Source organism: Roseibium sp. SCP15 (assembly GCF_040329435.1).
Classification (GTDB): Bacteria; Pseudomonadota; Alphaproteobacteria; order Rhizobiales; family Stappiaceae; genus Roseibium.
In genome coordinates, this window is record NZ_JBDZYI010000002.1 from 376,775 (window position 1) to 390,774 (window position 14,000).

Annotated in this window: 15 protein-coding genes; 6 read left to right on the forward strand and 9 right to left on the reverse strand. The window is 56.8% G+C overall.

The genetic code is table 11. The annotated features are described in order from the left end of the window. The first annotated feature begins 528 nt into the window (after positions 1-528). Positions 529-1,050 carry an invasion associated locus B family protein gene (locus ABLO27_RS09130; protein ID WP_353033499.1) on the forward strand — a complete coding sequence of 174 codons (522 nt, stop codon included), beginning with the start codon at positions 529-531 and terminating at the stop codon, positions 1,048-1,050. 60 nt (positions 1,051-1,110) lie between these two features. Here the strand turns inward: ABLO27_RS09130 and ABLO27_RS09135 are convergent, their stop codons facing one another. From ABLO27_RS09135 to tldD, 3 genes are all read right to left on the reverse strand, one after another. After that, complete coding sequence (locus ABLO27_RS09135; RefSeq protein WP_353032231.1) at positions 1,111-2,907, reverse strand: monovalent cation:proton antiporter-2 (CPA2) family protein; 1,797 nt, start codon at positions 2,905-2,907, stop codon at positions 1,111-1,113. Positions 2,908-3,171: 264 nt separating this feature from the next. Continuing rightward, complete coding sequence (locus tag ABLO27_RS09140; protein ID WP_353032232.1) at positions 3,172-3,786, reverse strand: HAD family hydrolase; 615 nt, start codon at positions 3,784-3,786, stop codon at positions 3,172-3,174. 24 nt (positions 3,787-3,810) lie between these two features. Then, positions 3,811-5,235, reverse strand: coding sequence for a metalloprotease TldD (gene tldD / locus ABLO27_RS09145; RefSeq protein WP_353032233.1), 1,425 nt, complete (start codon positions 5,233-5,235; stop codon positions 3,811-3,813). A gap of 282 nt (positions 5,236-5,517) precedes the next feature. Between tldD and ABLO27_RS09150 the strand changes: the two genes are divergently transcribed. From ABLO27_RS09150 to ABLO27_RS09160, 3 genes are all read left to right on the forward strand, one after another. Further along, positions 5,518-5,745, forward strand: a complete 228-nt coding sequence (locus ABLO27_RS09150) for a hypothetical protein (RefSeq protein ID WP_353032234.1) — start codon at positions 5,518-5,520, stop codon at positions 5,743-5,745. Then, a complete protein-coding gene (locus ABLO27_RS09155) occupies positions 5,742-5,969 on the forward strand; it encodes a hypothetical protein (protein ID WP_353032235.1) in 228 nt (75 codons plus the stop codon). Before ABLO27_RS09150 ends, ABLO27_RS09155 begins: the two co-directional genes overlap by 4 nt. Before the next feature lie 102 nt (positions 5,970-6,071). Further along, positions 6,072-6,284, forward strand: coding sequence for a DUF2093 domain-containing protein (locus ABLO27_RS09160; protein WP_353033500.1), 213 nt, complete (start codon positions 6,072-6,074; stop codon positions 6,282-6,284). Positions 6,285-6,317: 33 nt separating this feature from the next. Here the strand turns inward: ABLO27_RS09160 and lpxK are convergent, their stop codons facing one another. Genes lpxK through ABLO27_RS09190 form a run of 6 tightly spaced genes read right to left on the reverse strand, consistent with a single transcriptional unit; the run spans position 6,318 to position 11,783 of the window. Continuing rightward, a complete protein-coding gene (lpxK, locus tag ABLO27_RS09165) occupies positions 6,318-7,340 on the reverse strand; it encodes a tetraacyldisaccharide 4'-kinase (RefSeq protein ID WP_353032236.1) in 1,023 nt (340 codons plus the stop codon). Beyond that, positions 7,324-8,643 (reverse strand): 3-deoxy-D-manno-octulosonic acid transferase, encoded by a 1,320-nt coding sequence (locus tag ABLO27_RS09170; RefSeq protein WP_353032237.1) that lies wholly within the window; start codon positions 8,641-8,643, stop codon positions 7,324-7,326. Before ABLO27_RS09170 ends, lpxK begins: the two co-directional genes overlap by 17 nt. Beyond that, positions 8,636-9,334, reverse strand: a complete 699-nt coding sequence (locus ABLO27_RS09175; RefSeq protein ID WP_353032238.1) for a lysophospholipid acyltransferase family protein — start codon at positions 9,332-9,334, stop codon at positions 8,636-8,638. The genes ABLO27_RS09170 and ABLO27_RS09175 overlap by 8 nt, the downstream gene beginning before the upstream one ends. Positions 9,335-9,363: 29 nt before the next feature. Continuing rightward, a complete protein-coding gene (locus ABLO27_RS09180) occupies positions 9,364-9,603 on the reverse strand; it encodes a DUF4170 domain-containing protein (RefSeq protein WP_353032239.1) in 240 nt (79 codons plus the stop codon). Positions 9,604-9,640: 37 nt separating this feature from the next. Further along, positions 9,641-10,453: a 3'(2'),5'-bisphosphate nucleotidase CysQ gene (locus ABLO27_RS09185; protein ID WP_353032241.1), complete on the reverse strand. Its 813-nt coding sequence runs from the start codon at positions 10,451-10,453 to the stop codon at positions 9,641-9,643. Continuing rightward, positions 10,440-11,783: a TldD/PmbA family protein gene (locus tag ABLO27_RS09190; protein ID WP_353032242.1), complete on the reverse strand. Its 1,344-nt coding sequence runs from the start codon at positions 11,781-11,783 to the stop codon at positions 10,440-10,442. Before ABLO27_RS09190 ends, ABLO27_RS09185 begins: the two co-directional genes overlap by 14 nt. 294 nt (positions 11,784-12,077) lie before the next feature. Between ABLO27_RS09190 and ABLO27_RS09195 the strand changes: the two genes are divergently transcribed. Both ABLO27_RS09195 and ABLO27_RS09200 read left to right on the forward strand, forming a co-directional pair. Continuing rightward, positions 12,078-12,668, forward strand: coding sequence for a DUF6101 family protein (locus ABLO27_RS09195; protein ID WP_353032243.1), 591 nt, complete (start codon positions 12,078-12,080; stop codon positions 12,666-12,668). A 122-nt stretch (positions 12,669-12,790) separates the two neighbouring features. Then, on the forward strand, positions 12,791-13,972 hold the full coding sequence (locus tag ABLO27_RS09200) for a GGDEF domain-containing protein (RefSeq protein WP_353032244.1): 1,182 nt from the start codon (positions 12,791-12,793) through the stop codon (positions 13,970-13,972). The last annotated feature ends 28 nt before the right edge of the window (positions 13,973-14,000 follow it).

Sequence of the window (14,000 nt, forward strand, 5' to 3'; positions counted from 1 at the left end):
AAGCGGCACATGCAAAAATACCGGACCCAAAATCCGGCTCAATCCGGTGCGGCAGTAACGGGCTTAACTCAGCTTCGCAAGCCCATTGTGCCGACCCAATGTCTCGAACAGGTTCGTCAGATTGCCGGACTATAACCATAAACCCCGGTTCAGGGCGATGGTTACAATCGGCTGGAGCGGCGATGTGCCGCATCCTCTTGCTGACGCCTTAATGCCGCACAAAAACCATAAGACACGCCAAGCTGCAACGGTATTTCCAACTTTTCACAGGCCTTGAGCGGCATATTGAGCTTGATAGAAGTCAAAGACAGGCGGATTTTCGACAAAAAACCGGGCTAATCGACGGCGTTCCCGTCTCGGCAGACTGGAATCACGCGCCGTCATGCGGCAATGTCTGGCCGGGACAACACCATGATTCGCGCTGACGGCCTCATTTTTATACCCGGAAAGGCCACAGCGGAATCCGACAACGATTGACCGGAGGTTTTCTTGTCAACCCAATTGCCGAAAGCCCGAACCGCCCGCCGGATGGGACGCTTCAATTTTTCCATTGCCAGAATCGCCGCTGTTGCCGGCATAGCCTTTGGCGCTCTAGCCCAGGGCAATCTTCCGGCTCTGGCTCAAGGTGAAGTTCGCTCAACTCACGGCGACTGGCAGATGCGCTGCGACACACCTCCGGGAGCATCAGGAGAGCAATGCGCCCTGATCCAGAACGTTACGGCCTCGGACCGGGAAAATGTCGGACTGTCGGTCATCATTCTCAAGACAGCTGACAAACAGGCCCGCATACTCAGGGTTCTGGCGCCTCTTGGGGTTCTTCTTCCTTCAGGCCTAGGTCTTCGTGTCGACAATGCCGATATCGGCCGCGCGGGCTTTGTCCGCTGCCTGCCGAACGGGTGCATCGCCGAAGTGATCCTGGAAGAAGACCTCCTGAGCAAACTGAAGGCGGGAGCTCAGGCCACCTTCATCATTTTCCAGACGCCTGAAGAGGGAATCGGCATTCCGATTTCACTCAACGGTTTTTCTGCGGGCTTTGATGCGCTGCCTTAAGAAGATTCAAAAGACAAAGTAAAAAGGCGCCGGAAACGGCGCCTTTGTTTGTTGCCGGCCTTATTCGACCGCTGCATCCTTCTTATGACTTTCAGGCTCTTTCTTGCGCTGACCGACATTCCTGACGCGTTCTGTGGTGGATACACCACCCCCGGCTTCAATCTGTATGGCCAAGCGCTCCTCGTCGCGATAACGCACATCCTCTTCGATCTGATCGATCCGGTCGAGCGGTGTTCCAAGAGCCTCCAGGGCAGCACGCCCGAACACGACGCTGGACTCGAATGTTTCGCGAATCTGGAAGTCGACCCCTCTCTTGGTCAGATCGAGAACATGGGCGCGGTCAGTTGCCCGACAGAAGATCAAAGTATCCGGGAACCCTTCACGTATCAGGTCGATCGCCTTGCCCATAACCTTGTCGTTCTCGATGCACATAGCAACGAGTGCGGCCTTTCCGGCGCCGGCTGCGGCCAGAACGTCGGCGCGGGTCGCATCACCATAATAGACTTTGTACCCCTGCTTGCGCGCGTAAGCGATCCTGTCCGGCCTGTTGTCTATGGCCGTGATTTCATGCCCTTCGGAGGTCAGGATCTGGGCCACAACCATCCCAAACCGGCCAAATCCGATTACCAGCACCGTCGGGTTGGCTTCCTCGAAAGTTTCGATCGAGGGATTTTCAACGCCTCGTTCTTTCATTCTGGTAGCGATCCTGTCCAGTCCGAGACACGCAAGCGGCGTCAACAGCATTGTCAGGATGACAATCGCGTTGAGGAGGTTGGCCGTCTGGTAGTCGAGCAGGCTGTTGCTGACGGCAGCAGTGAACAGGACGAAGGCAAATTCCCCGCCTTGCGGGAGCGTCACGGCGATGCGCAATGCGTCGGAGTTGGAAGATCCGGTGCCGCGCGACAGCCCCCACAGAAAGACGCCTTTAACCCCCATGACCGTTGCAACACCAAAGGCCACGACCATCCAGTTCCCCATCACCAGGGACACGTCAAGCGACATGCCGACTGCAACGAAAAACAGCCCCATCAGCAGTGAGCGGAACGGCTCGATATCGGCTTCCAGTGTATGACGAAAGCTGGATTCCGCGAGCAGCACACCAGCCAGAAACGCGCCGAGGGCCATGGAGAGGCCAACCGAATGCATGATCCCTGCGCTGCCGAGTGCAACCAGCAGAGCCGCGGTCAGCATGACCTCTCTTGCACGGCTTGCCGCCAGAAACAGGAATATCGGTGAGATCAGGTACCGGCCGGTGAGAATAACGGCCGCGACCGCAGCTGAAACCAGCAGGATTTCGTTTGCGATATCGCCGAACGTGGATGGCCCTTCTCCTGGGGCAAGAATGGCGACCATAGCCAGGAGCGGCACGATCGCGATGTCCTGAAGAAGCAGGATGCCAAATGCCCTCTGGCCATAAGCGGAAGACATTTGTCCACGTTCCTGCAGGATCTGCAGCGCGAAGGCGGTGGATGACAGAGCGAGACCGAACCCAGCCACCAGCGCGGTGGAGTTCGCAAGTCCGGCGAAGCGGGCGATCACATAGAGACTGAGCCCCGTGAAGATAACCTGAGCGGTGCCGAGACCGAAGATGTCCCGTTTCATTCGCCAGAGTTTTTGTGGATCGAGCTCAAGTCCGATCACAAACAGGAGGAGGACAACTCCGAGTTCGGCGACATGAAGAACGTCTTCACCCGACCCGAGAAGCTGCAGACCATGCGGACCGATGGCTGCGCCTGCTGCAAGGTATCCGACCACCGAGCCGAGACCCAGCCGTTTTGCGATCGGGACAGCCACGACGGTAGCTGCGAGAAACACAATTGATTCAGCAAAAAACGGAGGTGCGCCCTCTGCGGCCATTCTCTCTCCTCAGTTGCAAAGCCCTTTAACCGGTTCGACATCCGGCAAGCTCATCATGAACTGATTCTATTTTACCAAACCTTACGCAACTGGCGTGCGACAATTCCGGCGCGGCTGCAACTATTTAGCTCCATTTGCTGCAATTTTGCGCGATTGAGACAAAGGGTCACCGTACTATTGACGATAGTCTCGACTGTTTGATGTCTTTTGCCGAAATTAAGGATGGCACGGACACCAGAATTATTCGGTTCAAGGTGGAGAGTTTCAAAGAAGGTCGTGTTTCTTCAGGTAGGATCTGAAGTTCTCGAAATCGGCATAAACATGTCCGTAAAGTCCGGCCTTCTCCGCCCCGGCGACGTTTTCCGCGCGGTCGTCGATGAAGGCACTTGCCGACGTCGGGTAGCCGTATTTCTCGCAAATCAACCGATAGATGGCCGGGTCAGGCTTGCGCACCTTGAACTCGGCTGACACATGCGCCTTTTCTCCGAAAATCTCGATCATTTCCGGCGCGCAAACAGGCAATGATGCCTTGAGCATCATGCCGTTGTTGGTCAGCATTGCGATATCCGCTTTCTGCTTGAGTTGCCTGACGAGATCCAGCACGTCAGGCCTTGCCCGCATCATCCGACGCCGGATGTCGGCCCAGGTATCGAAATCAATGGGATAGCCGAGCAACCTTCCATACTGGGCGAGATAGCCTTCCGCCGTATCGGGATTGCCTGCTTCTGCCTCGTTTTCGTGAGACCCGCCCCAGACCGCTTCATCGATTTCCGCAGCGGGGCGTCCGGTCAGATCTTCCAGCAATTGCAGGCGGACCTGATGCTCGTAGTCATAGAGCACCTGATCCATATCGAATATGACGAATTTGATGTCCGGCATAGCGGTCCCCCAAGAGTAACCCGCCTATACGGCAGTCCCTCCGATCGTCATTTCGTTGATACGCATTGACGGTTGCCCCACGCCGACAGGAACGCCCTGCCCCTGCTTGCCGCATGTTCCCATGCCCGGATCAAGCTTCATGTCATTGCCGATCATGGTGACGCGTGTCAGAGCGTCCGGGCCGTTGCCAATCAGCATGGCGCCTTTGACCGGAGCGCCGACCTTGCCGTTTTCGATCCGGTAGGCTTCGGTACAGGAGAAAACGAACTTGCCCGAGGTGATATCGACCTGGCCACCTCCAAAGGAAACGGCGTAGATGCCGTCTTTCACCGAAGCCAGGATCTCATCAGGCTCCTTGTCACCAGCCATCATGACCGTGTTTGTCATGCGTGGCATGGGAATATGAGCATAGGACTGGCGGCGGCCGTTCCCTGTCGGCTCCATGCCCATGAGACGCGCGTTCTGCCGGTCCTGCATGTAACCGGTCAAGATGCCGTCCTCGATAAGAACCGTGCGGCTTGCCGGAGTGCCTTCGTCGTCAACCGTCAGCGACCCCCGGCGATCCGGAATGGTGCCATCATCAACAATCGTCACACCCGGTGATGCCACGCGTTCGCCCATCAGGCCCGCAAAGGCCGAAGTTTTCTTGCGGTTGAAATCGCCTTCCAGACCGTGACCGACAGCCTCGTGAAGCAAAATGCCGGGCCAACCGGATCCCAGGACCACATCGAAGGCGCCGGCAGGCGCCGGGACGGCGTCCAGATTGACCAGCGCCTGACGAAGAGCTTCGTCTACCCCGCCCTGCCAGTTTTCCGTTGTGATGAACCGCTCAAACCCTTCCCGGCCACCGCAGCCGAACATTCCACTTTCCTGCCGGTCATCGTTGCCCGCAACGACCGATATGCTCAAGCGAACCATCGGACGAACGTCGCGGACGAGATGACCGTCAGCCCGAAGAATTTCGACAACCTGCCAGGAACCGGCCAGCGATGCGGACACCTGACGGACGCGCGGGTCCTTGGCCCGGGCGTAGGCGTCGATTTCCTGAAGAAGCTTCACCTTTTCCTCAAAGCTCGGACCACCCAGCGGATTGGCATCGGTATAAAGCGAAAGGTTGGTGCGGGACGGTGCGGCGGCATAGCTGCCCGAATAGCCTTTCTTGACTGCACTCACAGCCTCTGCGGCCCGTTTCAATGCGCCTTCGGAAATATCCCCGGCATGGGCATATCCGGCCGCCTCGCCGGCCACAGCCCGTAGCCCGAATCCCTGTGCCGTATCATAGTTGGCGCCCTTCAACCGACCATTGTCGAAGACCAGTCCCTCCGACTGGCGATACTCGACAAACAATTCTCCATCATCGGCCCCTGCAAGAGCCTCCTGGGTGATCCGTTTGGCTGCATCCAATCCGAGACCGGAGGATTCAATGAGATCGGTTGTGGAAAGGGTCATCTACTTGTCCTGCATGTGCCCCGTTGCGTTGAGGCTCGATTTTGCTGTCTGTGCCAGCTGCGATTTTGCTCAATATATCCTCAACATAGGCTTTTTGCCGGGTTTTTCACCTTAAAAGCTGGAAATTCCACTTGTGAAAAATTTAACTTGAATATAACTCTCCACTTTAAGACATTTCCTGTCTGACCGTCAGCAAGGCCAATCCAAGGGCCTGGCCAGCTTCCGTCTCCAAAACAATCGAACAATGCCGCGTTTCCTGGCGGCTAAGAAGGATTTGTGCGCATGTTCAAGTCACAAGATCCCGTTGCCGGCACGACCCTGTCATCCTTTCATTCAATGGCGGCCAAACGCGGTGACGGCCTCCACCCTCTCCTTTTGCAAGCCATTGCCAGGACTGGATCCGTTTCTGGTCCTCCAGCGCTTTGCGGACAGAGCGACGACAATGTGGTTGTGGTGGATTTTCAGAGATCTGCCGACAGCAACGCTCCAAAACGCGATCACGCGAAATGAAATCCGTACTCGTTGCCATGCATCTGGTGGCGTGTCAGCCCGATCTGTTGATTTGTGAGGACATGTCGGCAAACACCAAACGCTGGGCAGACATTGAAGCCTGTCGACAGGACCGGGAAGCCGAAATGTACCGTGTCAAACAGGGGCTTCCGGACTGGGCGGTCGTGATGTCGAAGTGTCGCTACCTCATTGGCAGAGACCCGCGTTCATCGCCGATGTTCTGAGAATTGCCTCTGGAGCGTCACACAATGACTTGCCCGGCAGACGCAATCTGCCGTAAAAGACAGTTTCGGAACAACAACGACAACTCATCCAATCCGGTGACCATGAACCGCTACGAAAATCCGCGAATCCCAAGCGAAGCCCGTGTCCGTTATCTGGACGGCGATTATCAGGTGGAAACACCGGGCACCTTCGTACGCTGTGCGGTTACGGGTACGGCCATACCGCTTGATGAATTGAAGTATTGGTCCGTCGAGCGCCAGGAGGCCTATGTCGATGCAAAGGCTTCCATGAAACGCTATATGGAAACCCGCTAGCGCAGACCATCCTGTGGCTTGGGTCTGTCGATTTCAGGCGGTCGACTTCAGCTTCCTGACTTTTTCCCTGATCAAAGCAATTAGCCGATCTTCGTCGTCTATATCCATTCGCACGTCCAGGATTGCCGTGCTGGCGGTAATCCAGCGGAAAAGTTCGCCATCCGAGGTGGACAGGCGGGCCATATCCTTGGACGTCGTGACCAGCTGAAGGTCGTCCTTTTCCGCTTCGGTCAAAAGAGATTGAACGTCCTTCTCCGCATAGCGGTGGTGATCGGAAAATTCACGAGTCTTTGCAATCTCGTAGCCAAGTTCCTTCAATGAGTTGAAGAATTTCTTCGGGCGTCCGATACCAGCGAATGCAAATAACCTGCGCTCTTCGAGGTCTTCATTCGGCTGCGGACGCAAATGCGCATGCAGAACGGGCAATCCCCGTCGCCCCGCAAGGTGAACCGCGTTTTCCGCGCCACTGCCTTCACCTACAAGCACGAGGCAATCCGTCTTGAGGATCTGCTGACTGGCAGGTGCTCTCAACGGTCCCGCCGGAAAGCACAGCCCGTTGCCGAAGCCGACAGCACAGTCGACAAGAACAATGCTCAAGTCCTTTTCCAGCGCCGGGTTCTGGAAACCGTCATCCATCAGCAGAATGTCAATCTCATGGAGTTCAGCGAATTTCGCACCTGCCGGGCGGTCGGCCGAGACAATGGTGGGTCCGTGCCGTGCCAGCAGCAATGCCTCATCACCAACCTGACGGGCATTGTGCATATCCGGGACGACCAGCAGCGGACCTTTGCTGCGACCTCCATACCCTCTCAACAAGAAACCGGGCTTGTAGCCTTCTTCACGCAGGCGATGCGCCAACTCAATGGCGAATGGTGTCTTTCCGGTTCCACCGACAACAAAATTACCAATGCAAATTACCGGAAGCTTGCTGCTGCCCTTGGCTCTGGTCTGCATCCTGCGCCCGGATATCAGGCCATAGAGCCACCCCACCGGTGACAGCGTGATAGCTGCACCGGACCAACCTTTCTTCCACCAGAAGTCAGGAGCCTTGCTCATTGGGCGCCTCCGGCATCCGATCCCTGTCTTCGACTGTCAGATAAGGTTGTAACAACCGCAGAGTTTTTTCCAGTGCCCCCCGGCTACCTTCCACCAGTGCCCTGGCTTTGGCAGATTGATCCGCTATCTGCGCGGGAGACCCAAGAAGTCCTGCGATGGCTTTGGCAAGGTTTCCGGGATCTTCGACCTTGATGGCGGCACCACTGCTAAAGAAATCCTTGTAAACCGCGCGTGCGTTGGCAACTTTCGGCCCGGTAACGAGTGCCGATCCGGACAAAGCCGCCTCAACAGGATTGTGACCGCCAACGTCGCTGAATGAACCACCCAGGAAAGTCACTGGCGCCAAGCCGTAATAAAGCCCCATCTCACCAAGCGTGTCGCCCAGATAAACGTCTGTCGCCGCCAGAATATCATCGCCCGCCGTGCGGGAAGCAACCTTCAGTTCCCTTTCTTCGATAAGCGTGCTGATTTCGTCCGCTCGAGCCGGATGTCTTGGGACCAGAACCAGCATCAGCTTTGGAAATTCTGTTTTCAGAGCTTCATGAGCCTGAAGCGCAATTTCTTCTTCTCCCGGATGGGTGAGTGCTGCGAGCCAAACCGGACGTTCACCGATTTGGGCCCTCAATGCAGACAGAGCCGTTGCGTCCGCACCAGGCCTTTCCGCATCAAACTTCAGATTTCCCGGCGTTTCCACATTTCTGCAACCAAGCCTCCGGAAACGGGCCGCATCCGCTTCACTTTGTGCAAGAACCAGATCCAGGCAGTTGAAGAGGTATTTCGATACGCTTGCCAACCGAGCCCAATTTCGGTGAGACCCATCCGACAATCGTCCATTCAGGAGAACGAAAGGGATCTTGCGGTCATGAATTTCATCGAACAGGCAGGGCCAGATTTCCGACTCGACCACCATCGCCAGATCCGGTTTCCAATGGTCGAGAAACCGGCCAAGAGACCCCGGGGCGTCATAGGGAACAAACTGATGGATCGCGCCTTCCGGCAATCGGCTCTCGGCAAGTTCCGCCGAAGTTACGGTGACCGTTGTCAAAAGAACGCTGTTCCCATTCCGCGCAAGCGCATCGATGACGGGCAGGATCGACATGGTTTCGCCGACACTTGCGGCGTGGATCCAGACCAGATGCCCGGAAGGCCGCGCCATTCCGGCATGACCGAACCGCTCGCCTTTTCGCGAAGCGATTTCCTTGCCTTTCCGGCTGCGCGACCAGAAAAGCACATTGAAAATCGGAGTGAGGGCCCGGGCAAGGCCTCTGTATAAACTGATCAGAAGTGGCCGCCGGTCAGCCATCCGATCTGCCGACCAACTCATAGGCCCGTTTCGTTGCGGTGTTCAGACCGTCTTCAACCTGTTGCCTGTAGTCTTCCAGCGCGTCTTCTTCCGTTTCACCCGGGACCCAGATCAGGTCGCCAACCGCGATGCTTCCGCGGCCGAAAGGCAAGTTCACACTGGCCTTGTCCCAGCTGTTGAGTTCAATGCTTCGGCTGGTGGCAACGGCGACCGGAAGGATCGGACGGCCCGAGTGTTTTGCCAACTGAACGATCCCAACGCCTGACTTGCGCGCCGGTCCTTTGGGCACGTCCGCAGTCATGGCAACGCTTTCACCGTCTCTTAGGGTCTTGAGTGCCTCGATGAAACCACGCATGCCGCCGCGCTTCTTGATCTGGCGCGCATTTTTGCCACCGGACGCGCGAATGAGCCCCAGACCAAGTTTGCGTGCGGCAATTGCATTGACTTCACCATCAGCGGACCGGGAAATCATGACCTTTGCAGGCCAGTGCTTCGGCTTGGCGAAGGGAACCATAAAATGCTGGCCGTGCCACATGGCAACGATCACCGGCAAGTCTTCTTCCCTCTCATCGTGGACCCCTGCGGGCTCCACAACGAAGCGGTTGGTGAAATACACCAGTTTCAGATAGCCGGCGAGCACGGTGCCCACTGCGGACAAAACCCAGGGCTGGCGACCAAGGCGTTTGATCATTTTTCTTGTAGCCTGAAATGTTTCGTTGCCTAGGCGGCCGTTTCCGGGTCAAGCAAACGGTGCATATGCACGATGAAGTAACGCATATGCGCATTGTCGACGGTTGCTTGCGCCTTGGCTTTCCAAGCCTTGTACGCTTCGGCATAGTTCGGATAAATACCAACAATATCGAGTGCGTCCAGATCCCGGAACGTCAATCCCTCCGGGGACTCCAGCTCACCACCAAACACCAGGTGAAGAAGCTGTTTCGGGGCGTCGGTTTCACTCATGAGTATCCTCACTCTCTATCGATACTTCACCAGCCGTTTATCTGATCAGTTCGTCAAGCACGGCACGTGCCGGCCCGATCAATTGCGCGGAGGCTGCGATCAAGGCGGGGTGCCCGGTCCTGGCTCGATTGTAGATCAGGTTCCGGCCGGACAGATCAGTCAATTTGCCGCCCGCTTCCTGCACCAAAAGATCCGCGGCTGCAAGATCCCAATCGCTGGGACCTCCCCGTGCGGTTCCAACGTCAATGCGCCCGGCCGCGACCACGGTCAGCCTGTATGCAAGCGATCGAAGAATGTCGGTTCCTTCGAACCCTGCGGCGACGACATCCTTGTTTGCCACAATCGAATGGGGCCCGGTAAGGGTTGCCCCTGCAACCTCGGCCTTATCGGAGACGGAAATCGGATGCCCGTTAAGCCAGGCCCCTCCCCCGGACGAAGCGACGAACATCTCCTCCCGTCGGGGACAAAAAACCGCACCGGCAACAGGCCGGCCATCTTCCACAACGGCAACCGAAACCGTCCATTCATCGCCACCAGCAAGAAATGCCCTGGTTCCGTCGATCGGGTCGACGATGAAGACACGTCGGCAATTCAGGCGCGCCCGGTCATCCGCCGTCTCTTCGGAAAGCCAGCCATAGTTCGGGCGGGCGGTCCGCAGTTTTTCAGCTAGGAACTTGTCGACCGCCAGGTCGGCTTCCGACACCGGAGACCCTTTGCCCTTGAACCATGTTTCCGGGTCCCGGCCAAAGTATCCCAGCGCAAGTGCGCCGGCTTCGCGTGCCGAAGCTTCCAGCAATTGCAGATCCTGCTTCACACCTTCGCCAGGGGTGTCTTTATCAGCTTCCGGCAAGCGCCATTCCTTCGATAAGGACCGACGGTGTCGCGGACGAGTAGCGATTGTCGAGATCACTTCCCGGCACCAGTCGCTTGAACATGTCGTTCAAATTCCCAGCGATGGTTATTTCACTGACCGGTTCAACAATATTCCCGTTTTCAAACCAGAAGCCGGCCGCACCGCGGGAGTAATCGCCGGTGAGGCCATTCACTCCATGACCGATGAGATCCGTCACGAGCAACCCACTACCGGCTTCGGCCATCATCTGCTCAAGAGACTTTTCACCCGGCATCAGCGTGATGTTGGTCGCGCCCGGCGATGTACCGCTGCCGCTTCTGTGCGCGCGTCCGTTGGGCGTCAATCCCAGTTCGCGCGCTGAGGCACCATCCAGGAACCAATGTTGCAGCACACCGTCCTCAACCATGTTGAGAACATCCGCGCGAGTACCCTCGCCGTCGAACGGACGGGTGGCAGCACCACGCCTCTTGAACGGATCGTCAACAACCTGGATGCCGGGAGCGAAAATCGCTTCACCCATCCGGTCTTTCAAGAAACTGGTCTTGCGTGCGATCGAAGCGCCATTGATTGCGCCCGTCAGGTGGCCAAGTATGCTGCGTGCCGCACGTGATTCATAAATGACATTGGCGGTCCGGGTCGTCAGCTTTTGGGGATTGAGGCGACGCACCGCGCGTTCTCCGGCCCGACGACCGATTTCCGAGGGATCTTCGAGGTCTTCAAAGTATGTGCGGCTGTCGAAATCGTAATCTCGCTCCATCTGCGTTCCCTCACCGGCAACAGCTGTCATGGACATGCCATAGCGTGAAGAAAGATAGGAGCCTTGAAAGCCGTGGCTGGTTGCCAGAACGATCCCGGCAAGCCGCCAGGATGCGCTCGCCCCACCGGATTTGCTAACGCCATCGACCGCAAGCCCCGCCGCCTCAACTTCCAGCGCCATGCCGGTCAGGTTCTCGGCGGTCAATTCCTTGTCGTCGAGCAGCTCCAATTGGGGCAATTTCTTGACCAGCAGGTCTTCGTCCGCGAGACCGGCATATGGATCTTCCGGCGCAACCTTTGCCATGGCAACCGCACGTTCGGCCAGACCATCGGCATCATCCAGCTGATTGGCCGATACCGCTGCCGTGCGCTTGCCGACAAAGACCCTGAGCGTGACGTCATCACCTTCGGCGCGTTCTGTCTCCTCGACCTTGGCTTCCCTGACTTCCACGCCAAGAGAAACACCAGTAACAGCAATGGCATCGCAAGCATCGGCTCCGGCTTTTCGTGCAGCTTCGACTAGCCGCGCCGCGCGTGACTGCAATTCGCTTTGATCAATCAGTTCAGACATGTGTACCGCCTTGAAAGGTCTGTTGTGCAGTTGTTTACGCCCAGCGCCGGTCAGCTGCAACCGCCTGACCCGATTTGGTGACAGGCAGTTTCAATGCAAGTGCCGCAGTATCGGTTGATCAGGATAGCCCCCCTCTTTTCGCCACAGTTGTGAATGGTGTGTTACCGACGTGCTTACACTCCGGTAACCCTCTTTAAAATCACAGTTTTTTAACCGTATCTCTTAAGTGGTTCACGACTTTTCTCCGTTACCTTGAAGGGCATCAAGAGACCAAAAGGTCCGACGGAGAGTCAATTGAGACGTCAAACAGAAATACAGGAGCAGATGGCAACCGGGACGGGCACTCAATCGATGCCTCACCCCGGTTGCCTGCCGGTCAGCTTCGAGCAACGACTCGAATCCAGACCCGGCACCCCCTCTCTTCCTGCAGACATTTTTCTCGATCGCGACAAGGTCGTTATCAAACGCCGGGTTGCGGGCGTTCCCGTCACCGTTGTCGTTCCGGCAAGTGGATTTGACGGGGTTATGGTGAGAATTGTTCCCGGAGATGCTCCGGGTGAGATTGTCGCCGCACTGATCCTGAAACACCCGGACAGCGCGCTTTCCATCACACTGGCGGAAACCGAAAAATCCGACGATCTCGCCGTGCTCTGGAGCCGGTGGGCGCAAACCCTCAACCTGCCCATGCTGGTTTGTGATCTCGGTGGCAAGGTCAAGCCGATCGAAGCTTTCAGCGCCGTTCCCTCCGCAAATCCGGCCCCTCGCCGGAAGTTGCGCCTTTTGACGGGGCGTCGTCCCAGGTTCCTGAACAGACGCGCACCAGGAGCGCGCATCTGTGAGCCAGGAAACTTCGCAAACGAACGTGAGATCATCGCGCGGACCTGATTGCGGCAAGATAATCAGTCAGGTTTACCCTCTAAACAGACTTTTAACCTAAATTTTCTTTCCTGAGCTCAAGTGTCGAGGCGGTCAACTTCCGCCCTCCTGCCGGGAAGGAGCCCCAATACATGATCACCGTGGCTGCCTTGGCATGCGTTGGCGCCGTTTTGCTTTTGCTGGTCTGGTTGACCATGTTCAGGCATTTCGAAACCAGCGCAGCCGCGATGATGGCCTGGGTCCTGTGTTTCGCACTGTGCGGAATTGGCATCCTGCTGATTGCCTTTCGTGGCATCGTGCCGCTTCCCATCAGCATTGCCGGCGGAAATGTATGTCTTTTCCTGGGGTTGGGGTTTTACGGATTTGCGCTCTCAAAGACATTGTCCGGTAGAGCACGACTGTTTCCGGTTCTCTTCGCTCCGGCCATCTGGCTCGGACTGTGTTTCGTTCCGGTCGTTTACGGGCACTACAGCACCAGGGCGGCATCAGCCAACCTGATTGTTGCGGCAATCATCTTCCAGATTGCCTATGCCGGCATTTTCAGCAACCGGAACAGGCTGTTCATTCCCTACTTCATCACTGCAATAGCGATACTTTACGGCGTCACTCATATCGTCTTTTCGCTGATGATCTACAGCGCCAATATCAGCACCATTCAGGAAGCTCTGTCGCATCCGGTATTTGCGACCTTTTACTTTGTGAGCACGCTGATGTTCTGCATTGTCCTGATGCTTTCCTTCGGACTGATTTTCGAAGTCGAACTGCACCACTTCCGGCAAAGAGCCCAGACCGACGATCTCACGGGCCTGCTCAGCCGCAAGGCCTTCTTCAAACAGGCAACAGCTTCTAAGACCAATCAAAATGTCCTGGTGATGATCGATATCGATCATTTCAAATCCATCAACGACACGCATGGGCACATCTTCGGCGACGCGGTGCTTGCGGTTTTCGGCGACACCTGCCGGAAGGTTCTGCCACCGCAAGCAGTGGCCTCCCGATTGGGTGGTGAGGAATTCGCACTCTACCTGTCCGACACGCAGCCCAAGCAGGCAAATGCGCTCCTGGACAGAATACGCGCCGGTTTCAACCGGGAAACGTCCGGCATGACGAAGTCCGGCAGTCCGGTTACATTCAGCGCCGGTGTGTTCTCCTATGAAGGCAACACGTTTCCGGTGGAACAGGCTCTCATAGCCGCAGACAAGCTGCTTTATGCGGCCAAGCAGGATGGCCGGGACCGCATCCGGTCCCACGACACCGGAGCCGCTGGTCCCGCCCGCCAGTCAGATGCGGGTCAAGAGCTTGCTCACGCGTGAGCACGAAAAACCGGAAAATGCGGCAAAC